This window comes from uncultured Merdimmobilis sp. (assembly GCF_902471145.1).
GTDB classification, from domain to species: Bacteria; Bacillota; Clostridia; order Oscillospirales; family Ruminococcaceae; genus Merdimmobilis; species Merdimmobilis hominis.
Genome location: NZ_CABRJC010000005.1, coordinates 45973 through 69993, shown reverse-complemented (window position 1 = coordinate 69993; position 24021 = coordinate 45973). Strand labels below are relative to the sequence as shown.

Annotated in this window: 21 protein-coding genes; 17 read left to right on the top strand and 4 right to left on the bottom strand. The window is 56.7% G+C overall.

The window, feature by feature from the left end; genetic code table 11:
• Positions 1 to 37: 37 nt before the first annotated feature.
• From RDQ42_RS04430 to RDQ42_RS04405, 6 genes are all read left to right on the top strand, one after another.
• Positions 38 to 1117: a BMP family protein gene (locus tag RDQ42_RS04430; RefSeq protein WP_231358619.1), complete on the top strand. Its 1080-nt coding sequence runs from the start codon at positions 38 to 40 to the stop codon at positions 1115 to 1117.
• A 215-nt stretch (positions 1118 to 1332) separates the two neighbouring features.
• A complete protein-coding gene (locus RDQ42_RS04425; protein WP_308588378.1) occupies positions 1333 to 2829 on the top strand; it encodes an ABC transporter ATP-binding protein in 1497 nt (498 codons plus the stop codon).
• On the top strand, positions 2829 to 3977 hold the full coding sequence (locus RDQ42_RS04420; RefSeq protein WP_071427342.1) for an ABC transporter permease: 1149 nt from the start codon (positions 2829 to 2831) through the stop codon (positions 3975 to 3977). Before RDQ42_RS04425 ends, RDQ42_RS04420 begins: the two co-directional genes overlap by 1 nt.
• Positions 3949 to 4878 (top strand): ABC transporter permease, encoded by a 930-nt coding sequence (locus RDQ42_RS04415; protein WP_071427341.1) that lies wholly within the window; start codon positions 3949 to 3951, stop codon positions 4876 to 4878. The genes RDQ42_RS04420 and RDQ42_RS04415 overlap by 29 nt, the downstream gene beginning before the upstream one ends.
• Positions 4879 to 4967: 89 nt before the next feature.
• Complete coding sequence (locus tag RDQ42_RS04410) at positions 4968 to 6296, top strand: pyrimidine-nucleoside phosphorylase (protein ID WP_071427340.1); 1329 nt, start codon at positions 4968 to 4970, stop codon at positions 6294 to 6296.
• Between the two features lie 94 nt (positions 6297 to 6390).
• Complete coding sequence (locus tag RDQ42_RS04405; protein ID WP_071427339.1) at positions 6391 to 6756, top strand: VOC family protein; 366 nt, start codon at positions 6391 to 6393, stop codon at positions 6754 to 6756.
• A 56-nt stretch (positions 6757 to 6812) separates the two neighbouring features.
• Here the strand turns inward: RDQ42_RS04405 and RDQ42_RS04400 are convergent, their stop codons facing one another.
• Together RDQ42_RS04400 and RDQ42_RS04395 are read right to left on the bottom strand one after the other, a co-directional pair.
• Positions 6813 to 7616, bottom strand: coding sequence for a coenzyme F420-0:L-glutamate ligase (locus RDQ42_RS04400; protein ID WP_082398457.1), 804 nt, complete (start codon positions 7614 to 7616; stop codon positions 6813 to 6815).
• 49 nt (positions 7617 to 7665) lie between these two features.
• Positions 7666 to 8517: a DMT family transporter gene (locus tag RDQ42_RS04395; RefSeq protein WP_082398458.1), complete on the bottom strand. Its 852-nt coding sequence runs from the start codon at positions 8515 to 8517 to the stop codon at positions 7666 to 7668.
• A 370-nt stretch (positions 8518 to 8887) separates the two neighbouring features.
• Between RDQ42_RS04395 and RDQ42_RS04390 the strand changes: the two genes are divergently transcribed.
• The 5 genes from RDQ42_RS04390 to RDQ42_RS04370 all read left to right on the top strand — a co-directional run bounded on the left by RDQ42_RS04390 (position 8888) and on the right by RDQ42_RS04370 (position 14255).
• Positions 8888 to 10303: an MBOAT family protein gene (locus RDQ42_RS04390; RefSeq protein ID WP_071427337.1), complete on the top strand. Its 1416-nt coding sequence runs from the start codon at positions 8888 to 8890 to the stop codon at positions 10301 to 10303.
• A gap of 12 nt (positions 10304 to 10315) precedes the next feature.
• Positions 10316 to 11845: a DHHW family protein gene (locus RDQ42_RS04385; RefSeq protein ID WP_231358617.1), complete on the top strand. Its 1530-nt coding sequence runs from the start codon at positions 10316 to 10318 to the stop codon at positions 11843 to 11845.
• A gap of 87 nt (positions 11846 to 11932) precedes the next feature.
• A complete protein-coding gene (locus RDQ42_RS04380; protein WP_231358616.1) occupies positions 11933 to 12661 on the top strand; it encodes a DNA alkylation repair protein in 729 nt (242 codons plus the stop codon).
• Between the two features lie 16 nt (positions 12662 to 12677).
• Positions 12678 to 13703, top strand: a complete 1026-nt coding sequence (locus tag RDQ42_RS04375) for a hypothetical protein (RefSeq protein WP_231358615.1) — start codon at positions 12678 to 12680, stop codon at positions 13701 to 13703.
• Between the two features lie 156 nt (positions 13704 to 13859).
• The gene (locus RDQ42_RS04370) at positions 13860 to 14255 is read left to right on the top strand and encodes a transcriptional repressor (protein ID WP_231358614.1); all 396 of its coding nucleotides are present in this window, start codon (positions 13860 to 13862) and stop codon (positions 14253 to 14255) included.
• A gap of 271 nt (positions 14256 to 14526) precedes the next feature.
• Here RDQ42_RS04370 and RDQ42_RS04365 read toward each other — a convergent pair whose 3' ends face one another.
• Complete coding sequence (locus tag RDQ42_RS04365; protein WP_231358613.1) at positions 14527 to 16761, bottom strand: transglycosylase domain-containing protein; 2235 nt, start codon at positions 16759 to 16761, stop codon at positions 14527 to 14529.
• A gap of 305 nt (positions 16762 to 17066) precedes the next feature.
• Here RDQ42_RS04365 and RDQ42_RS04360 point away from each other — a divergent pair, with 305 nt between their 5' ends.
• From RDQ42_RS04360 to RDQ42_RS04350, 3 genes are all read left to right on the top strand, one after another.
• A complete protein-coding gene (locus RDQ42_RS04360; RefSeq protein WP_054330715.1) occupies positions 17067 to 17396 on the top strand; it encodes a hypothetical protein in 330 nt (109 codons plus the stop codon).
• A gap of 129 nt (positions 17397 to 17525) precedes the next feature.
• On the top strand, positions 17526 to 17894 hold the full coding sequence (locus RDQ42_RS04355; protein WP_054330716.1) for a VOC family protein: 369 nt from the start codon (positions 17526 to 17528) through the stop codon (positions 17892 to 17894).
• A 148-nt stretch (positions 17895 to 18042) separates the two neighbouring features.
• Positions 18043 to 19401, top strand: coding sequence for a sodium:alanine symporter family protein (locus RDQ42_RS04350; RefSeq protein WP_231358612.1), 1359 nt, complete (start codon positions 18043 to 18045; stop codon positions 19399 to 19401).
• A gap of 105 nt (positions 19402 to 19506) precedes the next feature.
• Here RDQ42_RS04350 and ytvI read toward each other — a convergent pair whose 3' ends face one another.
• Positions 19507 to 20583 (bottom strand): sporulation integral membrane protein YtvI, encoded by a 1077-nt coding sequence (ytvI, locus tag RDQ42_RS04345; protein ID WP_071427335.1) that lies wholly within the window; start codon positions 20581 to 20583, stop codon positions 19507 to 19509.
• A gap of 441 nt (positions 20584 to 21024) precedes the next feature.
• Here ytvI and RDQ42_RS04340 point away from each other — a divergent pair, with 441 nt between their 5' ends.
• The 3 genes from RDQ42_RS04340 (at position 21025) to RDQ42_RS04330 (ending at position 23977) form a co-directional block, all read left to right on the top strand.
• On the top strand, positions 21025 to 21456 hold the full coding sequence (locus tag RDQ42_RS04340) for an ACT domain-containing protein (RefSeq protein ID WP_071427333.1): 432 nt from the start codon (positions 21025 to 21027) through the stop codon (positions 21454 to 21456).
• A 109-nt stretch (positions 21457 to 21565) separates the two neighbouring features.
• Entirely contained in the window at positions 21566 to 22777 is a 1212-nt protein-coding gene (locus RDQ42_RS04335; RefSeq protein ID WP_071427332.1) for an aspartate kinase, read from the top strand.
• Between the two features lie 195 nt (positions 22778 to 22972).
• Complete coding sequence (locus tag RDQ42_RS04330) at positions 22973 to 23977, top strand: C45 family autoproteolytic acyltransferase/hydolase (RefSeq protein ID WP_231358611.1); 1005 nt, start codon at positions 22973 to 22975, stop codon at positions 23975 to 23977.
• The last annotated feature ends 44 nt before the right edge of the window (positions 23978 to 24021 follow it).

The following is a 24021-nucleotide window of genomic DNA, read 5'->3' as shown; positions in this document are numbered from 1 at the left end:
GTGAAAACCATTCCAAACAAATGGAGGTAAACGGAAAATGAAAAAGTTACTTGCAATCCTGATGGCGTCGGCCATGGTGCTGACGGTGGCAGGCTGCGGCGGCGGTGGGAATTCTTCCTCCACTGGCAGCGAGTCTTCCAGCACCCCCGAGGGCGGCGAGGAAGTCAAATTCTCCTCTGCCATGGTCACCGACGTGGGCGGCGTAAACGACCAGTCCTTCAACCAGTCCGCCTGGGAAGGCCTGCAGACCGCCCAGAAGGACATGGGGATCGAGGTCAAGTATATCGAATCCAAACAGGAAGCGGAGTACGGCCCCAACCTGGAAATCCTCGCGGATGAAGGTCACGACCTGATCTGGGGCGTTGGCTTTATGCTGCAGAGTGCCGTTATGGATGCGGCGGCCAAGAACCCCGACACTATGTATGCCCTGGTGGACTCCGACTTCGGTGCGGATGCCCCCAAAAACACCATCGGCGTCCTGTTCCGCGCGCAGGAGCCTTCCTTCCTGGTTGGCTACATCGCCGGTAAGGTCACCGAGACCGGCAAAGTCGGTTTTGTGGGCGGCGTAAAAGGCGAGGTTATTGATCAGTTCGAGTACGGTTTCCGCGCCGGCGTTGCCTATGCGGCAAAAGAGCTGGGCAAAGAGATCACCGTTGACGTGCAGTACGCCAACAGCTTCGGCGATTCTGGCCTTGGCAAATCCATCGCCCAGAAGATGTATGCCGAGGGCTGTGACATCGTCTTCCATGCGGCGGGCAACGTCGGCGTCGGCGTTATCGAAGCCGCCAAAGAGAACGACAAATGGGTCATCGGTGTCGACCAGGATCAGAACCATCTGGCTCCTGACAACGTGCTGACTTCCGCCATGAAGATGGTGGGCAAAGCCATGAATATCGTCATCCAGGACATGATCGACGGCAAGGATCTGGGCGGCCAGACCCTGGTGTTCGGCATCAAAGAGGGTTGTGCAGGCATCGCTCCCACCTCTGAAAAGAATGTTCCTGAGGATGTTTTGGCCGACACCATTGTCCTGGAGGAGAAGATCGTCTCCGAAGAGATCGTTCCTCCCTACAGCGAGGATACCTTCAACGCGTTTATCGAATCCTTGGCCAAATAATTTCACGTTTCAAAAACAAAGGCAGGGGGCCGGTGGGTCCCCTGCCTTTTTGTGTGCTTGGCCATCCTTTCCAACAGGAATTTCATCAAAAGCAATAGATTTTTGCCGCAAGATCAGGTATACTGAATACAGGATACGGGGAAATTCTTCCGGCTTTTGCCGGAATGGGAGGAGGAATCAATTTGGAGCAGGATGCGAACCGTTATGCGGTACAGATGAAAGGCATCTCAAAATACTTCGGCTCGTTCTGCGCCCTTGACCAGGTGGATTTGGAGGTTCAAAAAGGCACCGTCCACGCCCTGTTGGGGGAAAATGGAGCGGGCAAATCTACCTTGATGAATGTGTTGTACGGCCTTTATCAGGCTGAGGAAGGCCAAATCCTCATCAATGGAAAGCCGGCGCAGATCACCAGCCCCAACAAAGCCATTGAGCTGGGCATCGGCATGGTACACCAGCACTTTATGTTGGTGGAACCCTTTACCGTAGCCCAGAACATCATCCTGGGCAGTGAGAAAACCGGTGCTTTGGGCACCATTGACACCAAGGCGGTCCGGCAGGAGATTTTGGAACTGAGCGAGAAATACGGCCTCTTGGTGGACCCTGACGAGAAAATAGAGGACATTTCGGTGGGGATGCAGCAGAGGGTGGAGATCCTCAAGGCCCTCTACCGCGGGGTGGACATCCTTATTTTGGATGAGCCCACCGCCGTCCTCACCCCCCAGGAGATCCACGAGCTGATTGAGATTATGCACAAGCTGGTGGCAGATGGGAAAACCATCATCATCATCACCCACAAGCTGGGGGAGATCAAGCAGTCCTCCGATTGGTGCACCATCATCCGCCGGGGGCAGTATATCGACACGGTGAAAGTGTCCGATACCACCGAGGAGGAACTGGCCTCCAAAATGGTGGGCCGGGCAGTCAACCTGCACATTGAAAAAGGGGAGGCCCACCCGGGGGAGGAAATCTTCCGGATAGAAGGGCTGACTGTCTCCGACAGCCGGGGGATCGACAAGGTCAAAAACCTATCCCTCTCGGTGCGCCGGGGGGAAATCCTGGGTGTGGCCGGCATCGATGGAAATGGCCAGAAAGAACTGGTGGAGGCCATTACCAACCTGGTGAAAGCCAAGGGCGGCACCATTTCCATTCTGGGGCAGGAGATTCAGAACACCACCCCCTTGAACACCATCAACCACAAGATTTCCACCATCCCTGAAGACCGGCACAAACACGGTTTGGTGCTGGATTTCACCGTGGCGGAGAATATGGTGCTGGAAAATTACCACAAGGCGCCCTTTTCCAAAAAAGGGGTGCTCCAACTGGGCGCGATCAACAAATTCGCCAAGGAGCTAATTGAAAAATTTGATGTGCGGCCCACCGGTTGTGAGGGACAATTGGCCCGCGGCCTTTCCGGCGGCAACCAGCAGAAGGTGATCATCGGCCGGGAGGTGACCAATGACCCCGACCTGCTCATCGCAGTACAGCCCACCCGGGGCCTGGACGTGGGCGCCATCGAGTATGTCCACCGGTCGTTGGTGGAACAGAGGGACAAAGGCAAAGCGGTGCTGCTCATCTCCCTGGAGCTGGATGAGGTCATCGACCTCTCCGACCGCATCGCCATCATCTATGACGGCTCCATTGTGGATGTCATTGACGCCAAAGGAGCAGATGAAAACGAAATCGGGCTGAAAATGGCAGGAGGTGGAAAGTGATGGACACTGTGCAGAAATGGCTGAAAAAACCCCTGACCTCCATCGTCATCTCCATTGTTCTGGGGTTTGTAGTGGGGGCTGTGGTTCTCTCAGTGGCGGGGTATAACCCCCTTGAGGCCTATGCCGCCATGTTTCGGGGCATCTTTTCCAAGCCCAAATACATGGCCCAGGTGGTGATCAAATCCACCCCCCTTATCCTCACCGGCCTGTCGGTGGCGTTCGCCTTTAAAACCGGCCTCTTCAACATTGGGGCAGAGGGCCAGTACATCATCGGCAGCGTGGCCGCCGTTCTGGTTGGCGCCAAGCTGAGCCTCCCTCCGGTTCTCCATTTTTTGGCGGTGGTTCTGGCCGCCATGGTGGCCGCTGGGCTGTGGGGGTGCTTTGCCGGCTTCCTCAAGGCTAAATTCGGCATCAACGAGGTCATCACCTGCATCATGCTCAACTGGATCGCCTTGTACTTCAACAATTTTATGATCCAGATGCCCTGGCTGAAAAAACCGGGAGCGGAAGCTTCCTACGAGGTGCAGCGCTCCGCCTGGTCCATGGTGCTGGGCAACTACAAGGCCACTGAGGAGGGGCGGCAGGCTCTTTTGGCCAACCCCACCTTGGCGGATGTGGTGTTAAAAACCGACCTCAACTACGGGATTTTATTCGCCATTTTGGCGGCGTTGCTGGTCTGGTTCGTCCTCAACCGCACCTGTAAGGGATTTGAACTGCGGTCGGTGGGCTTCAACAGCGACGCGGCCCGGTTCGCCGGGATCAACGTCAATCGGAACATCATGCACTCCATGTTTATTGCCGGGGCCTTAGCGGGCCTGGCAGGGGCCTTGCAGATGACCGGCGTCATGCCTCACCGCATCAGCATGCTGGCGGCCCAGGAGGGCTATGGCTTCGACGGCATCTCGGTGGCGCTGATCGCCAACAGTTCCCCCATCGGGTGCATCTTCTCCGGGCTTTTGTTTGGCGGGTTGAAATACGGTGGTTCGGCGATCCAGTCCACCACCGGGGCTCCCAGCGAGGTCATCAACATTGTGATCGGCACCATTGTGTTCTTCATTGCGATGTCCACCATGTTCCGCGTCCTGGCGGACAAACTGGCAAAGAGAGGGGGAAAACGCCATGCTTCTCACACTGACTCTGGCAATTAACATCACACTGATGTACTCCGCCCCGCTGATCTTCACCTCCTTGGGCGGCGTGTTGTCCGAGCGCTCCGGCGTGGTCAACATCGGCCTGGAGGGGATGATGGTCATCGGCGCCTTCACCGGCGCGGCGGTGGGTTATTTCTCCCAAAACCCTTGGCTGGGGTTCTTGTGCGCTGGGTTGGCCGGCGGGTTTTTGGCCCTCTTCCACGCCATCGCCTGCGTCAGCTTCCGGGCCAACCAGACGATCTCCGGCGTGGCCCTCAATTTTATCGGCTTGGGCGCGGCCCTCTTCCTCTCCCGCATCTTCTTCGATGGGGCGACTATGACCAAGCCGGTGCCCAATAAGATGCCCAAAGCCTTTACCTGGCTTTTGGGGGATACAGAGAACCAAATCCTGCGAAACTTAAATGTGGACATCACCGTCCTTCTTGCTATGGGTATTGCGGTCCTTTTGTGGTTTATCCTGTACAAGACCAAATGGGGCCTGCGCATCCGTGCAGTGGGGGAACACCCCGCGGCGGCGGATACCCTGGGCATCAACGTCTACCGCATCCGGTACATTGCGGTGATCCTCTCCGGCGTGTTGGCCGGGTTCGGCGGTGCGGCACAAAGCTTAGCGGTGGTTTCCATCTTTTCCCCCACCGTGATCAGCGGCCACGGATTTATCGCCTTGGCGGCGGTGATCTTCGGCAAATGGACCCCCCAGGGGTCGGTGCTGGCCTGCCTGCTTTTTGGCTTCGCCCAGGCATTGGTGGTGCTTTTGGGCGGCGGGACGGTCAACATCCCGCCCCAGCTGCTGTCCATGTTGCCCTATGTGCTGACCATTGTGGTCCTGGTGTTGTTTGTGGGACGTTCGGCGGCGCCAAAAGCCAGCGGCACCCCCTATGAAAAGGGTGTCCGGTAGGGAATTTGAAACGCGAAAAAGGCCGCCGGGGAGCCTCACTGGCTCCCCGGCGGCATCCTCATTGCTTCACTTTTTGGGAGGTGTTTTGCATGCGCATGTACGATCTCATCCAGAAGAAACGGGATGGTGGTATACTGACTGAGACGGAGATCCGTTTTTTGGTGGACGGGGTGGTGGATGGCTCCATCCCCGACTACCAGCTGGCTGCAATGATGATGGCAATCTACTTCCGAGGCCTCAACCCAAAGGAGACGGCAATCCTCACCGACGCCATGGCCCACTCCGGAGACGTGGTGGACCTCTCCTCCATCCAGGGGGTCAAGGTGGATAAACACTCCACCGGTGGGGTGGGGGATAAGACCACCCTGGTCATCGCCCCCATTGTAGCCTCCTGCGGGGTGCCAGTGGCCAAGATGTCCGGCCGGGGCCTGGGCCACACCGGCGGCACCGTGGACAAGATGGAATCCATCCCCGGCCTTCGCACCAGCATGGATCAGGGGGAGTTCACCCGCATTGTCAACCAGGTGGGGGTCTGTGTGGTAGGCCAGTCCGGCAACCTGGCCCCCGCGGACAAAAAGCTCTACGCCCTGCGGGATGTCACCGCCACGGTGGAGAGCAAGCCCCTCATTGCGGCCAGCATCATGAGCAAGAAGATCGCCGCCGGGGCCGACTGCATCCTCCTGGATGTGAAGACCGGCTCGGGGGCGTTTATGAAGACGGTGGAGGATTCTATCGACCTGGCCAAGATTATGGTGGAGATCGGCAGCCACGTGGGCCGCACCACCGCTGCGCTGATCACCGACATGGACCGTCCTTTGGGCCACGCGGTGGGCAACTCCCTGGAGGTGGTGGAGGCCATCCACACCTTGCAGGGGATGGGCCCCGCCGACTTGACCCAGGTCTGCACCCAGCTGGCCGCTGGCCTTCTGGAGCTGGCGGGCAAGGGGGGCCATGAGGACTGCGTAGAGCTTGTAAAAGAGGCGGTGTCCTCTGGCCGGGCGCTTGAAAAATTGCGGGAGATGGTACAGGCCCAAGGGGGAGACCCCAGCTACATCGACCATCCGGAACAATTCCCCAGGGCGGCAGTGGAGTATGAGGTCCGCTGCACTAAGGGTGGGTACATCACCCACATCAACACCCAGCAGGTGGGCATTGCCTCAGTGATGCTGGGGGCTGGCCGGGAGGTCAAAGACGCCCCCATCGACCACAGCGCCGGCATCCTTCTCTACAAAAATATCGGCGACCGGGTGGAGGAAGGGGAGCCCTTAGCCCTCCTTCTCACCGGCGATGGGAAGAAGGCGCGGGAGGCAGAAAAAACCTTGTTGGCGGCGCTCTCCGTCGGGAGGGAAAAACCGGTAGTGCCTCCTCTGATCCACGCGAAGGTGGATGGCTCCGGTGTCACACGGTACGAAGAGTAAATACTATTTGTAGAATTAAATCAAGATATGACAATTTTCCGAGGGTTGCTGCGCCATCCAGTCGGAAGCAGTTTCTTTGGAGAGGGGGCCGAATATGGCGGCAGAAGTTGTTTTGGGGAATGTCATGGTGGACTGCGGCGACGAGCAAAGCCTGCGGGAATTCTATGCCTCGTTGCTGGGGTGGGAGAGGTGCGAACTCTATGGACATCCCGCAGTGCGAAGCGGCGGCGTGGTGTTTTTGTTCCAGCAGCTGGAAGGGTATACCCGCCCCATCTGGCCGGAAGAAGAGGGGAAGCAGCAAAAACAGATGCACTTTGACTTCCAGGTGGAAGACCTTCCCCAGGCAGTGGAGAGGGCCTTGTCCCTGGGCGCTGTAAAGGCGGGGGCTCAGTTTGGGGGGGAGGACTTTGTCACCCTGCTGGACCCTTCGGGGCATCCCTTCTGCCTCTGCCGGAAATAGGGCCAATAAAAGAGGCATCCCGCTCCCATAGGGGCAGGATGCCTTTTGTTTTTGCATTATTCGGCGGAGCCCTCCGCAGGGGCGGGCATGCCATCGGGGATTTCCTGGGACTCCTCTTCTACAGAAGGGGTCTCGGGATTCTGGGCTTCCTGTGGGGCGGCAGCCTCCACCACCTTGCGGATCAAGCCCATAGGGGTCTGCTGGGTGGACTGGCCCAGGGGGTTGTCCTTCAGAATCTTGCAGAGCCAATCCCGGTCCATGTCCGGCGAGGAGGTGCCCAAAATCTGCCCCTCCAGGTCGTTGATATCGGTGATGGCCACTGGCGCACCCATCCGGTCGCTGATTTCCTTGGCCACTTTGTCTGGGTCGGCGGGGCCCAGCACCACATACTCGTTGTAAGGGGGCAGCGTGTAGTCACAGGGGCCGTCGATGGAGCGGGCTTTGTACCCAGCTACTTTGTAGAACCAGCCCCGGATGCCGAACAGCTTGCCCACAGCGGATACCGCCGCAGCGAATAGGATGCGGATGGTGCCGCACTCCTGGAGGGCCATCTCCATGGTCTCTGGGATGCCAAGGCCGATGCCATAGGGGGTTTTCAGCACAAATTTGCAGAGGAATTTGGCCAGGGGGCGGGGGTGGATATCCTTCATGGGGATAGCCCGGCGCTGGGTACAGGCCACCGCTTTTTCGGTGATGAAGATGATGTCCCCCGGCTGGAGGGAGGGGGTGACATATTTTTCCACAACATCCAATATGTTGTCCTGATCGGTGATGACATGGGTGCGGATGCACAGCCGGCGGTAATCGGCCCCATCCACGGTGATGACTTCATGTTTGCCGTCGTTGACAAGGTAACTCATAGGGATTCAACCTCCAGAATCCCGCGGTCAAGCGGGTTATTGATTGGATTTAAGATTGTGCCAGTTTGGCGTTCTGCACACACCAGACGGTGATGGTGACCACAACGATGCCGCAGCCGATGAGGGCGGTGACACTGGGGCGCTCCCCCATGACCACAAAAACCCACAGCGGGTTGAGCAGGGGTTCCACCCCGGCCAGCACAGAACAGATCAATGGGGAGCATGTCCGGCTGGCGATCCCGTAAAACACATAGGGAAGGCCCAGCTGGAACACCCCCAGGATGAGGATGCTGGCCACCGAGGTCGTGGTAAAGGCCGGAGGGTCTAAAAATAGGAAAGGTGCGCCGCACAGGGCGGCAAACAGCTGTCCCAACAAGATGCCGCTCATGCTGTCGCTGGCGGTTTCGCACCGGGCGGAGTTTAAGAACAGCACTGCCAGGAAGAAGCCGCTGAAAAGGGCCAGCAGATTGCCCAAAAATCCACCGGCATCCATGCCGTCCAGGAAGGAGAGGGCCACTCCAAAGAAAACGGTGCCCACCAAGAAGAGATCCCGGCGGGAGAACTTCTGGTGGAGGAACAGGGAGCTGAGCAGCACCACAAACACCGGGTTGGTGTATTGGAGAACCACCGTGTTGGCGGCAGTAGTCAGCTTGTTGGCGGTGACATAGCAGAAAAACACCGAACACAGGGCGATGCCGCTGACGATGGACCGGCGGTTGATTTTTAAAGAAAGATGGGCCAGCTTCATGTACACCATCAGCACCGCCGCGCCGATCAAGCTGCGCGCCCCGGCAATGAAAAAGGGGTTCCAGTCGATGAGTTTGATAAACAGCCCGCCGATGCTCCACAAGAAGGCGCAAGCCAGCATGTAGAAGATGCCGCGGGATTGGGTTTGGGACAAGGGGCACACTCCTTTTCTGAGTCCATAGGCAATGCCCTTTGCACCGGATGGAGGCAAAGGGAGTTTCCTATGTGATTTTACCGCAATTTGGAAGGTAAATCAAGGAAAGCAGGAATAAAAGGAAAAGAAAAGTTCTCAAAGGCGGTTCTATCCCTATATTTGCCGGTTTCCGGCGGAATCATGCGGGGCAAAGGGCCGTTTGGGCACAAAACCTCCTCCCTTCCGCCGCCGTGGGAGGGAAGGGGATTTTACCCTTCAGAGTCTGGGGGGAAAACAAGGGGGAGAAAGGCGAAATTCTTGGAAATTCCCTTGCGATCTACCAAAACTAGGCTATAATAATAGATAGTCTGTACAATTAAAGGAGACAATCATGGTTTTTGCCAACTTATTTTTCCTCTGTTTGTTTTTTCCGCTGAATTTGGCGTTTTATTATTCTTCCCGGAGCCTCACCTATCGAAACGCGGTTTTAGTGGCTTTTTCCCTGTTTTTCTACGCCTGGGGCGAACCGGTGTGGATCACCCTCCTGCTCTTTTCTGCGGCCATCGACTACTTCCACGGCCTGTATGCGGAAAAATACCGGGGCACCCCCAAGGCCAAACGGGCAGTGATCTCCTCTTTGGTGCTGAACCTGGGCCTTTTGGGCATCTTCAAATACAGCGGCTTTTTGGTCAGTACCATCAACTCGCTGCTGGGCCTATCCCTGCCGGTGCCGGGATTCTCCTTGCCCATCGGCATTTCCTTTTATACCTTCCAGACCATCTCCTATGTCATCGACGTCTACCGGGGGGAGGTCAAGGCCCAGCGGAGCTTTGGCAAGTTCCTCTTGTTTGTCTCCTGCTACCATCAGCTGGTGGCTGGGCCTATTGTCCGGTACAGCCAGGTGGCCGCGGAGATTGAGGACCGCAAGGTGACCATTCACGATTTCAGCGACGGGCTGACCCGGTTCTGTTTGGGCCTTTCCAAAAAGGTGATTGTGGCCAACTACGCTGGCAGCTTAGTGGGCCGGTTTATGGATGGCGACCTCTCCACCCTGTCGGTGGCGGGGGCGTGGTATGGCATTATCCTGTTTGCACTGCAAATTTACTTTGACTTCTCCGGCTACTCCGACATGGCCATCGGCCTGGGGCGGATGTTCGGCTTCCACTATGCGGAAAACTTCAACTACCCCTACATCTCCACCTCTGCCACCGAGTTTTGGCGCCGGTGGCACATGTCTCTGGGTGGCTTTTTCCGGGATTACCTCTATATCCCTTTAGGGGGCAGCCGCCATGGAGCGGCCCGCACCTACATCAATACCTTCATTGTCTGGTTTGCAACCGGCCTGTGGCATGGGGCCAGCTGGAACTTTGTGCTTTGGGGCCTGTTTTACGGCTTCTTGATTATGATTGAGAAAGCATTCCTCCTCAGGGCCTTGGACCGGCTGCCGGCGGTGTTTTCCCATCTGTATTTCCTGGTGGTCATGCTCACCGGCTGGGTGTTCTTCTACTTCACCGACATGAGCCGGGTCTGGGCCTACTTAGGGGTGATGTTCGGCCTGTCCGGCAACCCCTTGGGGGATGTTTCCACCCGCCTTCTCTTCTTCAACAACATCTTCTGGTTCCTATTGGCTATTGCCTTCTGCCTGCCCTTGGTGCGGTGGTTTAAACGGTATTTCTCCAGGCTGGAAAGCCGCAAGCAGGACATTCTCTTGTATGTGCAGCCGGTGATGAATGTCATTCTTCTCATCGTCTGCATCGCCCAGCTGGCGGGGCAGAGCTACAACCCATTTCTGTATTTCCGCTTTTAAGGAGGGAGAGCCATGGCACATTTTTCTCACAAGCGCCGGGCGCGCCGCGCCCAGGAGGAACCGGAGGATTACCCGGTCCTGGCCTCCGCCCTCAACATCGGCCTGTGTGTGGGCCTGCTGGGGCTGTTTGGGGTCCTTTCCCTCGTGATGCCCAAGCCCACTGTTTCGGAGTTTGAAAAGCGGGAGCTGGCCAAGATGCCGGAATTTTCCGCCAAATCCCTCTTTGCAGGGGAGTATACCCGAGATGTGGATCTGTTTTATTCAGACACCTTTCCCTTCCGGGAAGGCTTAGTCAGCTTTGCCTCCACTTTGGATGAGATGAAAGGCATCCGGATGGACGACCTTCGCATCCACAGCGGCGGCGCCTCCAGCAGCCAGTCAGAGGAGGGGCTCCCCGACATCCTTCCCCCAGGGGAAGGGGATGAGAGCACCTCCAGCGCCCCTAGTGTGGCCGACGATGGAGCCGAAGGGGAGTGGAAAGGGGATATGTTTATCTACAAGGGCCAAGCCCTCTCCGCCTTTGGGGTAGGGGGCAACATGAGCATGGCAGACTCCTATGCGGCCACCATCAACGCCTACCACGCCGCCCTAGGGGATTCGGTGAAGATTTACAACATCGTCATCCCCACCCATGTGGAATTTGCCCTGCCTGAGCGGTACCAGAGCATTACCCAGCCCCAAAAACCCAACATCGATTACATCTACGGCAAGCTGGACCCGGCGGTCATCGGGGTGAACATCTACGACACCTTGAGCCAGCACCGGGATGAATACCTCTACTTCAATACCGACCACCACTGGACGGCCCTGGGGGCGTACTACGCCTATGTGGAGTTCTGCAAGGCGGCGGATTTAACCCCGGTGCCCCTGTCGGATTTCACTGTCAAGACCAAGCCGGATTTCCTGGGTTCCCTGTACAGCCAGTCCCAGGATTCCCAGCTGAGGAATAACCCCGACCATGTGGATTACTATCTGCCCAGCACCCCATACCAAGCCTACCTGTACCAGCGCAACCAACCTTTTACCCCTTATGCCACCAGCCTGTTTGCCGAGTACGCCAGTGGGGTCAACTCCTATTCGGTGTTCTTGGGGGGCGACCTGCCCCTCATCCGAATCGACACCGGGGTGAAGAACGGCCGCAAAATCCTGATGGTCAAGGAATCCTTCGGCAACTGCTTCGCCCCCTTCTTGGTCAACCACTATGAACAGGTGTATGTGGTGGACCAGCGGTATTTCCAGTTGGGGCTGGTGAACTTTATCCAGGAAAACGGCATCAATGAGCTTTTGTTTATCAACAACATCTTTGCCGCCAACACTGGCATCCGCATCCAAGAGATCCGAAATTTGATGTACCAGCAGTATGTCCCCTATGTGCCGCCGGTAGAGGAGCCCTCCTCTTCACAGGAAGCCCCGCCTGAGGATGAGGAGGCTATGCCCCCCTCCCAGGAAGGGGGAGCCAATGGGGAGAACCCTTCCAAGGAGGAACCCCTGCCGGAGGAGGAAGAGGATTCGGTTTATTACGACGACGAGGAAGAGGAATAGCCCTTCTCCCCGTCCCGCTTCCAGGGGAGAAGGCCGCAGACAACCTCTGCGGCTTTTTTCCTTCCACTGCATAAGGAGGATATCCAAATGAACGCCCTGTATGAAACTACCCCCATCTCCACCCAGGAGGAGCTGCACCAGCTGCTCCAGTCCCTCTGTGACCCCAAATACCGGGAGTTCCACGCCGCGTTGGTGCCCGGCCTCGATGACTTTTATGGGGTGCGCACCCCGGCGCTGAGAAAATTGGGGTCTGCCCTGTTAAAATCCGACCCTTGGGGCTTCCTCGCGGAGTGCCGGGGCCGGAATTATGAGGAGAAGATGCTCCGTGCCCAGGTGATCGGCGGGGTGAAGACCGACCAGGAAACCCTCCTGGGATTGATCGAAGACTTTATCCCCCTGGTGGACAACTGGGCGGTCTGTGATGGATTCTGCACCTACCTCAAGGCGGTGAAGAAGAACCCGGAGGCGTTTCTCCCTTATGTCACATCTTTGGTGGAGGCCGACCCGGAGCGGGAGCCCTACCGGGTGCGGGTAGGGCTGGTGCTCCTCCTCAAATACTACCTGGGGCCGGATTATTTGGAAAAGAGCCTTGCACTCTGCGATCAGGTGGAGAGCGGCCACTACTATGTCAATATGGCTCAGGCGTGGCTGGTTGCCACTGCAATGGGGGCGGATTTTGACCGCACCCTCGCCTATTTGAAGGGCTGCCGTCTGAACCGGTTCACCTACAACAAGGCGATCCAAAAATCGGTGGAATCCTATCTCGTTGACGGCGAGACCAAGGAAATGCTAAAATTGATGCGGAAAAAGGGATGAGAAAGGGGGATTCCCCATGAAAAAGCGATGGACACGTTGGCTTGCCCTGCTAGGGGCGGCTGTCTTCCTGTTGGCGGGCTGTACCCCCAAAGGGGGCAACGGCCAAAAAAATCTGCGGATTGAATTGCTAACCCCCCGGGTGCGGCTGACTTTGGCCACTGACCAGGAGGTGGATGAAATTTCCATGAAAGGGCTTCAGCTCTTCGCGGAGAAGATGGCCACCCTCTCCGGCGGGGAGTTGATGGTGGACATTGTCACCAGCGACAACCCAGTGGAGTTGTACACCTCCGGCGAAGCCCAGCTTCTCTTTGTCCCCAGCCGGTTGCTGGAGGAGAAATCCGGCGAGTTTGCCGCCTATTCCTCCCCCTTTTATTTCCGCAGCTATGACCACATGACCATGACCCTAAACTCCCCCACCTTTCAGGATTTGGTGGAAGAGGATTATCGGGAACTGCTGGGTGGGCGGCTTCTGGCCGCCGCCTATGGGGGTTCCTCTGTGTTTTTATCCCGGAGCCGGTATTTGAGCGACATTGGGGATTTTGATGGCCTGAGCCTTACGACCGATGAAGATGAGGACGAAAACCTTGTCCTCCGGGAGATGGGGGTGAACCTTGTTTTGGCGGCAGAAGATCAGCGGATTCAAGGGTTTAACAGCGGCTTCTATGAAACCATATCCTGCCCGGCACAGCGCCTGTCTGAAATCTACCTGGCAGAGGACAGCCGCCTGTACTTGGCGGACTTCTTCTATGACCCCACTATTCTGTGGTTGTTCACCTCCCAGGAACTGTATGACACCATGGATGACCGGCTGAAGATGGTCCTCGCCGAATCCGCAGCCTATCTGGTGGGGACCATTGACGAGGGCCGTTTGGCAGAGATCGACACAGGCCGGGAAAAACTGATCCAGGCGGGGGCGGAGGTCACACGGATCTCCGCTGACAGCACCCGGAAAAAGGCCAAGGAAATCCTGAGGGCGAGCCCGGCCTTTGCCAACCGCTGGAGCTGGGAACGGTTTGACACAGTCCAGGAGATTATTCGGTAATTGTATTTTTTGTTCCTTTCCCTTGACAGAATCCATTCTTATTTTTATACTAGAGGAAAGCCATTCCCAGGTGGAATAGCCCAATTGGTGTATTTTAACACGGGGTGTCAGCCTCAAAAACAGTCAAGATCAAGAGCCGTCTCTGGAGGAGTAAACATGGAGAAATTGAGGAGATTTTCCCGGCAGCGCCAAATGGTGCTGGATGTGGTAAAGAACCGCACGAAACATCCAACTGCGGATAAAGTATATGAAATTTTAAAGAAAGACCACCCGGAAATCAGCCTTGGCACCGTTTACCGCAACTTGAATTTGCTGTCGGAGATGGGGGAGATCAGCCGAGTGGAGACCAGTTCCGTCAAGGATCATTTTGACGGGAACCAGCATCCCCATGCTCATTTTGTCTGCCGCAAGTGCGGCGGGGTGTTCGACCTGAATTTGGATATCTCCCAGCTGCTCCAGTCCGCCAAAGGGGTGGAGGGATCGTTCCAGGTGGAAGACTGTAAAGTCCTAGTTCAGGGCGTGTGTGAGGACTGCCTCAAGAAAGAAGAATAGCTCAGGTTGTTTTGAGAAAGGAGAGGAGTTGACCCCATTGGGTTTGTGGGGGATTGTAACGTTTTTGTCCACGGGGGCTGTCACTCCGGGGGCGTGCAATCCCCAGTTTTGATTGGGACAAGGGAAGAAAAGGCACCCCTATGGAGAGCCGCTCAGGATAAATAAATAGAAGGCCGCCCCTTTGAAAAGGGCGGCCTTTTTGACGCCATGGGAAAGTGGAAAATAAAAAGGAGAGGGCGCTGTCAAAGCGCCCTCTCGCTAGCTTATGGATTTATTCGTCCTCGTCCTCATCCTCATCGCGGCGGGAAGAAGAGGAGCTTTCCGAAGAAGAATCGTCCTCCTCATCCTCATTGTCTTCATCTTCTGGGACGGGATGGGTGCCGTCGCAAACCTCAGGCAGATTGTTGTTGTCGTACCATCCGGATGCGGTATTGGCACAGTCCTCCCCAGCCAAAAGGCCGGTTTCCATACAGTAGGTCTGGACTGAGACATCGCCATAGGTGGGGAAATCCACCACCGCCAGGTTTTGGTGGATGGGGCCCATCACATTCTTCCAGACGATGGGTGGGGGATAGGATGCATAGCGGATGGTGGCGTCGGTGTCATAACCCATCCAGCAAGCGCCCACATAATAGGGGGTGACCCCGATAAACCACTGGTTGTAGTCATACTCGGAGGTACCAGTTTTGCCAGCCACCGGCATGGCGCCAAATTTAGCGGTGGTACCGGTGCCCTGGGGGGCGGTGGTGACCTGCTGGAGCAGCCGGTTCATCACAGTGGAGGTCTCGGGGGAGATGACCCGGGTGGGGGTGAGGTCCTTCTCCAACACCACTTCGCCGTTGCTGTCCAGCACCTTAGTGTAGGAGTGGGTAGGGGTGAAGGTGCCGCCGTTGCCGAAGATCTGGTAAGCGCCGGCCATCTCCAGGGGAGTGACGCCCACACTGAGGGCACCTAATGCCATGGGGGCTCGGTCGATATCGGTGACCACCCGGCCGTTGATGGTTTCCCGCTCCACCAGATTGTACATATTCAGCTTGTTTTTGAGGAAGTCAAAGCTGGTGCGGGGGCCCATCATCTCCACCAGCTGGGCGGGAATGGTGTTGGCGGATCGGCGGATGGCAAACTCCACGGTGATGGGGTTTTCATAGTAACCGGAATAGAAGTTAGTGGGCCAGTACTTGCCGGGGGAGATCTCGAGGGGGGCGTCGTTGAACAGGGTGGACCAGGTGATCAAATCCTGCTCAAAAGCCGGGCTGTAGGACGCTATGGGCTTGATGGTGGAACCGGGGTGCCGCCGGGCGCTGGTGGCCCGGTTGAAGAGCCTTGCGCCTTCTTTAGGCCGGTTGGAGCCAGCCAATGCCTTGATCCCGCCGTGAAGGTCGGTGATTACAAAGGCGGATTCCGGGTATTCGGCGTTGTACACCGCCGGGAAAGTGTTGGTGTTGTAGAGGTAGACCTCTTCCAGGTAGTCCTGCATCTCCACATCGATGGTGGTGTAGATGCGGTACCCGCCTTTGTAGATCTGGCTTTCCGCATACTCCTTGGTGTAGCCTTTTTCCTCCACCAAGTCGTTGATGACCTCCTCGGTCACATAGTCTACGAACCAGCTTTGGGTGTCGTTGATCTTTTCAATGTGCTCTTCTTTTTTGAATTCCAGCGGGTAATTGAGGGCCTCTTCATACTCCTCGTCGTTGATGTACCCCTGTTCATGCATCATGTACAGGCAGTCCTCTTGGCGGGACTTATTGTTTTCCGGGTTGTAGAAGGGGTTGTAGACCGATGGATTTTTGGTGATGGCCACCAGCGAAGCGCATTCGGCCAAATTTAAATCTTTGACATCCTTGCCGAAATACAGGTTGGCCGCCGCCTGGACGCCGTTGGTGCCGCTGCCCAGGGCGATGGTGTTCAGGTACGCCTCCATGATTTGTTCCTTGGAGTAGCGCTTTTCCAAATTGAGTGCCTGGAAGATTTCCCGCACCTTGCGGTCCACCCGGACAGCGTTGTCGCCGGTGACGTTTTTAATCAGCTGCTGAGTGATGGTAGAACCGCCGGGTTTGCCTTCATAAATGGGGATAAACAGGTTGACAGCCGCCCCGATGGTGCGCTTCCAGTCCACGCCGTGGTGGTAGGGGAACCTCTTGTCCTCCAGGGCGATAAATCCGTTGACCAAATCCTGGGGAATGTCGTCGTAATCCACCCAGATGCGGTTTTCCACATCGTGCAGCCGGTGGAATTCATAGTATTCGCCGGTGCTTTCATCCATGGCATAGAGGATGGTGGAATAGCTTAGCTTGACATCAGTCAAGTCGAGGGTGTCGTCCGAGCCAATGTACTTGAGGATATAGACCGTCAGCACTGCGGCGACAATGGAGCCGGCAATGATGCAGATGAGTACAATGATGATCAAAACCCGGGCCAAAGGGGAAAGTTTGCGCTTTTTGCGGGCCTTGGGTTTTTTCTCCGGCTGATTGTTGTCGGCCGCAGGACGGTTATCTTTTTTCTTCATAGGCTTCGCCTCCTTTGAAGCAAACAGGATTTGGCCGCCGGTACGGCCGAATTGCCGGAACGGTTCCATCCGGCATAGGATAAACAAAGACAGCGGTTCAAAAGGGCGGGCATGTCCCTGTTGAGGACAATAGAATGGGCGCCGCCAGAAAAGCCCGCACCTGTAGGCATTATATCATATCTTGGCGAGAAAGTGTTAATAAAAATCAAAATCCTGTAAAATCCCCCTTCTCGGGGTGGAATAGAGGTGGAAAAAATGGGCCAAACTACCGGGTGAAATCAACTTTTTGGCATATGGAGGCTGTGATGAAAAAAACATTGTTCTTTACCTTAGCAGCCATGGTCATCGCAGGCTGTTTGAGCGCCGGCCTGGCGATTGCATGGGAACAGAGAAACAGCGCCCAGCTCCCGGCCCAGGAACAGGCCAAGCAAGTTCCGGTGGGGGAATATGAGTATATCCTGCGGGAACACGAGGGCCGCCTGGCGGTCTTTTTGAAAGATAAAGACACGCCCGAGATGGTCTTTGATGTGTATGTCCGCCTGCTGCCGGAATATGACCGGGGCCAGCTGAACCAAGGGGTCTATGTGAAGGACTACGAGGAACTGATCAACCGCATTGAAGATTACATCAGCTAAAGTGTTGCCCGCGTTACCAAATTGTAATCGGGAAGTCATGAAATAAGGGGGAAATTTCAGCGGGATTCCCATATAATAAAACCATAGAAGAAATAGAACCACAACCGTGTGCTGGAGGGGGAATCGCCCATGAGTTTTAAATTTGCCCACAACAACATCAATGTGCTGGACCTTGACCGCAGCTTGGAATTTTACCAGAAGGCCCTGGGCCTCACCGAAGTCCGGCGCAAAGAGGCGGAGGACGGCAGCTTTATCCTCTCCTATCTGGGGGATGGGGTCACTCCCCACAACCTGGAGCTGACCTGGCTGCGGGACCGCAAAGACCCCTACGACCTGGGGGACAACGAAATCCATCTGGCTTTCTCCACCGATGATTTCGACGGCGCCTACAAGACCCATAAAGAAATGGGATGTATCTGCTATGAGAATCCCAAAATGGGCATCTATTTCATCAGCGACCCCGATGGGTATTGGCTGGAAATTGTACCGGTCCGCTAATCCCCACATTGGAATTTTCCTTGGAATTTTACAGATAATCAGTTAAAAGGCTCCGCTTGTGCGGGGCCTTTTGATTTTGCCCGGCATGAAAGCCCGGCCCCTTTTCATATACAAGAACAAAGCATATGGGATGGGGAGGAAACTTCAGATGAATTGGTACCAGTGGCTGGAGGATTTTGTATGGGGCCCCTGGATGGTGGCCCTTTTGTTTGGCATCGGCCTATATTTTACCGTGGGCAGCGGTTTTTTCCAGCTGCGCCGCATGGGGGAGGTTTTTCGCAGCACCTTGGGCGGCCTCTTCTCCGGCCAGCGGGAGAGCAAAGGGGGGATCAGCCCTTTCCAAGCGGTGTCCACCGCTTTGGCAGGCACGATGGGCACCGGCAACATCGCCGGGGTGGCCACCGCCATCACGGCCGGCGGGCCGGGGGCTATCTTTTGGATGTGGGTCAGCGCCCTGTTCGGGATGATGACCAAATATGCCGAAGTGGCCCTGGCGGTCCAGTACCGGATCACCGGCCCGGGCGGGGAACACAAAGGCGGGCCTATGTACTATATGGAAAAGGGATTGGGGATGAAGCCGCTGGCCGCCGTCTTTGCCGCCCTCTGTGTGGCTGCTTCTTTCGGCATTGGCAACATGGCCCAGTCCAACTCCATCGCCGAATCGGCCTACGCAGCCGCTGGGGTGCCGCCCATCCTCACCGGGACGGCGGTGGCCGCTGTGGTGGGGTTCGTGGTGGTTGGCGGGGTAAAACGGATTGGAAAGGTGGCGGAAGCCATCATCCCCTTCCTGTCAATTTTGTATATTGGGGCCTGTCTATACGTTTTGTATTGTAATTGGGGGCAGATCCCGGCAGCTTTTTCCCTCATTTTCCACAGCGCTTTCCACCCGGTGGCGGCCATGGGTGGGGGATTGGGCTACGGGGTTTCCCAAGCGGTGCGGCTTGGAGTGGCCCGAGGGGTGTTCTCCAACGAAGCGGGCCTGGGCTCCGCGCCCATTGCCCACGGTGCCGCCGATGCCAAAAGCCCCCGTGTCCAGGGGATGTGGGGCATTGTGGAGGTGTTTTTGGACACCATCCTTTGCTGCACCCTCACCACCTTGGTGATCCTCACCGCAGAGGAAGGGAAGCTGTGGCGCTGCGGATTGGATGGCGCCCAGCTGACCACCGCCTCCTTTGGGGTGGTCATGGGGGACCTCTCTGGCTATTTAGTGGCATTCTGCATGCTGTTTTTTGCATTGGCCTCTATGCTGGGCTGGTGCTTTTACGGCGAGAAGGCGCTGGAATACCTGTTCCCCCACAGTGGGAGAGCCATAGGAATCTACCGGTTTGGGTTCATCGCCTTGGCGGTAGTGGGGGCTTGCGTCCGGGTGGAGGAGATTTGGAACCTCTCCGACCTGCTCAATGGGCTGATGGCAGTCCCCAACTTGATCGCCTTGGCCCTCCTTTCCCCGGTGGTGTTCGGCACCTTGAAGGAAGGAAAGGCCCCTCGCCGGAAGAAAAAGCTGTAAAGGCATGTCCCTTTTCACTAGTTGGCCAAAACGGGTGAAAAACGTTGGGGATCCCCACGGGAAATAGCCGCTCTCGCCGAAAAAACGGGGGCGGCTGTGGCCAGGTTAGGGGCGGTAGAGGGTGATGATCCCCTCTTCGTTGAGGTGTTTGATCAGCAGCACGGCTAGCGGGGCAGTCAACATCCCGCCGAAGCCGGCCAGGTTGAGTCCTAGAAACATAGCGGTAATGGTGGCCAATGGGTGTAGGCCGATCTCCTGCCCTACCAATTTCGGTTCAATGGCGTTGCGCACCACCGTGACAATCCCGTAGAGGATGAGAAGTCCAACCCCCAAGGGATACCCGCCTCGCAGCAGCTCCAAAAGGGCCCAGGGGATGAGGATGCCCCCGCTGCCGATGAGAGGGAGGATGTCCAAAAAAGCGATGATGGCGGCAATGACCAAAGCGGAGGGCACCCGCAGCAGCCACAGCCCGGCAAAGATCTCCAAAAAGGTAAACAGCAGGATGTAACAGTAGGCTCGCCCCATGCTGAACAGGGAGGAGACCATAAAGTTTTTGACCTCCAGCACCACCGGGCGCCAGCTCTCCGGCAGCTGGCGGAAGAGGAAGGAAACCACCGTCTGGTAGTCGATGCATAGGAACACCGAGGAGACCACAGTGAAGATTGCTGCCATGAAGAAGTAGGGGATTTTGCCCGCCAACCCGGCTACCCATTGGGCTAAAAACATGGGGATGGCGCTGGTGAGCTCTTGGAAGAAGGCGATCACTCCGTCTTGGAGCTGGCGCACCGGCTCGGAGATCTCGGGGGAATAGCGGGAAAAGAGGGAGAGGCTCCACCGGTTGATCCGCTCCACCAAGGGAAGAATCTCATAGAGGAAGAAGTCAGGGAGCTGCTGGGCTAGGGTGGCAAACTGACCGAACAGGAAGGTGGAAAGCAGCCAGATGAGGGCCCCCAACAAAGTATAGAACAGCACAGCCGCACAGATGGCTGAGGGCTTGCGGCGCATCCGGGTCACCCGGGCGATCCACTCGGTGGCCGGTTTGAGGCAGAAGGCGATGGCAAGGCCCAGCACGAAAGGGAGCAGCCAGCACAGGGCGCAGCGGAAAAAAACGTAGAGGCACAGCGCCACTGCCAGTAGGAACAGAACGTTTAAAATGAATTTTTTCTTTTGGGAATCCCGCAAGCAATCTCCCTCCTTTAAAAAAATTCTTGTGCGCCGCATCCTTCACCCGGGGAAAAGATGCCCCAAAATGGGAACAAGTGGAAGGCAGCGCACAGCGTCTTTGGCTATTATCCTATGCGGACAAGCTGGGGAATATGAAGGGGCCGCGGGAAATTTTCCGGCGGAAAAACCAACAGAAATTTCTTCTAAAATTTGGAAATGCAGCTTATTTCCTATGGAATATCAACAAATTTTTCTTATAATAGAAAATTTTTTGAGCGAATGCAATATCCGGCAGGATAAGACAAAGAAAAACACAGCATAGGTGGTATAATCACCCTTGAAGAAGGAATTTCCAGACAAATCCGGAAAAATGGGGGAAATTTCCCATTGAATTTGGGCGCTTCCAATGGTATATTGTTTCCATTCATAAAACACTCGTATGCTGGAGGCGGACAATCTATGGATAAGCCCAAATACTTACTCGTGAATACCAATGTGCTGCCCGATGTTTTTTTTAAGGTGGTACAAGCCAAAAAACTGATTGCTCAGGGCAAGGCCAAAAGTTCCTCTGAAGCTGCCAAACTGGCGGGGATCTCCCGAAGCGCCTTTTACAAATACAAGGATTCGGTATATCCCTATGACAACCGCCTCTCGGAGCGGATGGTGACCTTTAACACTACCTTGGAAGACGAGCCCGGCGTGCTGTCCGCCCTGCTGACCCAGCTGTATCAGGTGGGGGCCAACATCATCACCGTCAATCAGAACATCCCCACTGACGGGGTGGCGCCGGTCTCCATCTCCGCCCGCATCAATGCGGAGGACATCGACGAGGATCAGCTCATCGAGATCGTCCGCCACCAGCGCGGCGTGGTAGACGTGCGCAAGATTTAATGCGGTTTGCACCAAATCCTCCCATTTTCCATAGAATACCAGTAGAAATGGGCCCAAGGGGATACCTTTGGGCCTTGTTTTGGAAATATCCGGTAGGGAGGATGGCTCTATGGCAATACTTGTACAGAAATTTGGGGGGAGTTCGCTGGCCAATGGGGAGAAAATCCGCCGCGCGGCAGGGCTCTCCCTTTCCGCGGTTAGGCAGGGGTTTCAGGTGGTGGTAGTAGTCTCCGCCCAAGGGGATTTGACCGACCAGCTCCTGACCCAGGCGGGGGAACTTTGCCGCGCCCCCAGCCCCCGGGAGTTGGATCAGCTGCTCAGCGCGGGGGAGCAGATGTCCGCGGCGCTGTTCGCCATGGCATTGGAAGAGTTTGGCGCACCGGCAGTGTCGCTCACCGGCTGGCAGGCAGGGATTTTGACCGGGAGAACCCACCAGAACGCCTCCATTCAAACGGTGCGGCCGGGCCGTATCTTAGCGGAGCTGAACCAGGGAAAAATCGCCGTAGTGGCGGGGTTCCAGGGAATTTCTGCTGCAGGAGAGGTGACCACCTTGGGCCGCGGCGGGTCGGATATCACGGCAGTGGCGCTGGCCGCCGCCCTCAAAGGGGAGCGGTGCCAGATTTACACCGATGTGGACGGGGTGTACACCGCCGATCCCCGGCTGGTGCCCACAGCCCGGAGGTTTGAAGCCATCGGCTACGACGACATGTTGGCCTTGGCGAAAGCAGGGGCCCAGGTGCTCCACAGTCGGTCGGTGGAACTGGCCCAAAAAAGTGCTGTGGAGGTGGAGGTTCTCTCCAGCCAAACCGGCGCGCCGGGAACCAAAGTGGTGGCAGGGTGTCCGCCAGTGTCCGCCGCCGCCCGGGAGGAACGGTCGGCACTGGTGGAAATCGAAGGCCTCCCCGACCGGCCCGGGGCAGTGTTCCGGGTGTTTTCCCTCCTTGGTGCCAAAGGGATTGAAGTGGATGCCATCGCCCAATCCCCCGCCCAGGAAAGCCGCCGGAAGGTAGCCTTCTCGGTGGGGGAAGGCAGGATGGCTGCGGCTCAATCCCTGCTGGAATCCGCCCGTGGGGAGCTGGGTTACCAGTCCCTTGCTGCCTCCAGTGGCCTCTCCAAAATCACCCTGCTGGGGGAATGCGGGGAGGGAATTGCCCCATCCTTAGAAGATCGGGGCATCCCTGTGCTGCTTTCCTCCCAGGGGAAGCGGCGCAGCTGCGCCCTAGTCCCGCGGGAGGATTCTGTTGCCGCCTTGGAGGCGGTACACCGGGACTTCCTCACCGGGGAAGTTCCCCAAAGGGAGCTGCCCGCAGCCCAAAGCTGACACGCCGAATCTGGAATCCCCTGCCCAGCTGGGCAGGGGATTTTTTGTATTTCCTCAGAAAAAACAAGAAAAACTATGCAATTTCACTATTATTTTATTTTGAATTTTATTTACTTGACATAAAAATTTTCTTTCGGCACAGTGGGGGCATGAGGTCGGCGCCGGCTCTCAAATACAAATTAGGAGAGCGAAAGTATGCTTCATTTTGAATGGACAGGGTCCCATTACGAGGCGGGCCTCCGCTATGGCACCGCCCGGCGGCAGATGGGGATGACCTTAGGCCGCCCAGAAATTTTACAACTCACCTCGGAGAAACTGGCCTTTGGCCGGGCCAGCATGGAAATCTGCCGGCGGGAATACCCCGAATTCTTGGAGGAACTAGAGGGCATCGCCCAGGGGCAGGAGATCCCCTTGGAGGAATTGTGCGCCTTTTTCTTTGGGATGTACAACTTTATAGGCGGCCATTTCTGCACCTCCTTTGCCTTTCGCGGGCCGGATGGGGTGGTCTTTGGCCGGAACAGCGATTTTGCCGTGGCGCTGGAACCCACCAATGAAAACAGCTATTACCATCTGACGGATGGAAACGCCTTTGTGGGAAACAGCACCGCCCCCTCCCAGATGGAAGACGGGGTCAACTGCCACGGCCTGGCGGTGGGGCTGACCTTGATCTACCCCACGGTGAAGCGGCCGGGGCTGGGGGCGGGCATCCTCACCCGCTATCTGCTGGAGAGGTGTTCCACCGTCCCCGAGGCGGTGGAGGAATTGGGCCGGCTGACCATTTCCTCCAATCAGACCCTCACCTTGGCGGACCGGGCCGGTCGGATGGCGGTGGTGGAGTGCAACTGCCAGGGGATGGAGGTTCTGGAACCGGAACCTGGAACGGATTTTGTAGTTGCCACCAACAGCTTCCACGGGGTGGGGATGAAGCGGTACAACCCCGCCTTGGAGGACACTGTCTTTTCCGGACTGCGGTACCAGGTTGCCAAGAAGGCCCTAGACGATCGGTGGGGGGAGCCGGTGGCCTTTGCCCAAGAGCTGCTGGCGGGGAAGTTCGGCTTTCTCTGCCAATACGACCGCTCCAAGGGGATGGACACCGTCTGGTCGTCCATTTATTGCCTGTCCTCCCCGGGGGAAATCTACCGGTGCGAGGGGAACCCCTCCCGCCAATCCTTTGAACGGGATTGCCGGCTGAAATTTTAAACGCGCAAGAGAGTCCCACGGCCCTGGCTCTCTACGCTTGAATT

Excerpts from the sequence above, each read along its gene's own strand:
- RDQ42_RS04430 (WP_231358619.1), top strand. The coding sequence starts at position 38 with ATGAAAAAGTTACTTGCAATCCTGATGGCGTCGGCCATGGTGCTGACG.
- RDQ42_RS04425 (WP_308588378.1), top strand. The coding sequence starts at position 1,333 with ATGAAAGGCATCTCAAAATACTTCGGCTCGTTCTGCGCCCTTGACCAG.
- RDQ42_RS04420 (WP_071427342.1), top strand. The coding sequence starts at position 2,829 with ATGGACACTGTGCAGAAATGGCTGAAAAAACCCCTGACCTCCATCGTC.
- RDQ42_RS04415 (WP_071427341.1), top strand. The coding sequence starts at position 3,949 with ATGCTTCTCACACTGACTCTGGCAATTAACATCACACTGATGTACTCC.
- RDQ42_RS04410 (WP_071427340.1), top strand. The coding sequence starts at position 4,968 with ATGCGCATGTACGATCTCATCCAGAAGAAACGGGATGGTGGTATACTG.
- RDQ42_RS04405 (WP_071427339.1), top strand. The coding sequence starts at position 6,391 with ATGGCGGCAGAAGTTGTTTTGGGGAATGTCATGGTGGACTGCGGCGAC.
- RDQ42_RS04400 (WP_082398457.1), bottom strand. The coding sequence starts at position 7,616 with ATGAGTTACCTTGTCAACGACGGCAAACATGAAGTCATCACCGTGGAT.
- RDQ42_RS04390 (WP_071427337.1), top strand. The coding sequence starts at position 8,888 with ATGGTTTTTGCCAACTTATTTTTCCTCTGTTTGTTTTTTCCGCTGAAT.
- RDQ42_RS04385 (WP_231358617.1), top strand. The coding sequence starts at position 10,316 with ATGGCACATTTTTCTCACAAGCGCCGGGCGCGCCGCGCCCAGGAGGAA.
- RDQ42_RS04380 (WP_231358616.1), top strand. The coding sequence starts at position 11,933 with ATGAACGCCCTGTATGAAACTACCCCCATCTCCACCCAGGAGGAGCTG.
- RDQ42_RS04375 (WP_231358615.1), top strand. The coding sequence starts at position 12,678 with ATGAAAAAGCGATGGACACGTTGGCTTGCCCTGCTAGGGGCGGCTGTC.
- RDQ42_RS04370 (WP_231358614.1), top strand. The coding sequence starts at position 13,860 with ATGGAGAAATTGAGGAGATTTTCCCGGCAGCGCCAAATGGTGCTGGAT.
- RDQ42_RS04365 (WP_231358613.1), bottom strand. The coding sequence starts at position 16,761 with ATGAAGAAAAAAGATAACCGTCCTGCGGCCGACAACAATCAGCCGGAG.
- RDQ42_RS04360 (WP_054330715.1), top strand. The coding sequence starts at position 17,067 with ATGAAAAAAACATTGTTCTTTACCTTAGCAGCCATGGTCATCGCAGGC.
- RDQ42_RS04355 (WP_054330716.1), top strand. The coding sequence starts at position 17,526 with ATGAGTTTTAAATTTGCCCACAACAACATCAATGTGCTGGACCTTGAC.
- RDQ42_RS04350 (WP_231358612.1), top strand. The coding sequence starts at position 18,043 with ATGAATTGGTACCAGTGGCTGGAGGATTTTGTATGGGGCCCCTGGATG.
- RDQ42_RS04340 (WP_071427333.1), top strand. The coding sequence starts at position 21,025 with ATGGATAAGCCCAAATACTTACTCGTGAATACCAATGTGCTGCCCGAT.
- RDQ42_RS04335 (WP_071427332.1), top strand. The coding sequence starts at position 21,566 with ATGGCAATACTTGTACAGAAATTTGGGGGGAGTTCGCTGGCCAATGGG.
- RDQ42_RS04330 (WP_231358611.1), top strand. The coding sequence starts at position 22,973 with ATGCTTCATTTTGAATGGACAGGGTCCCATTACGAGGCGGGCCTCCGC.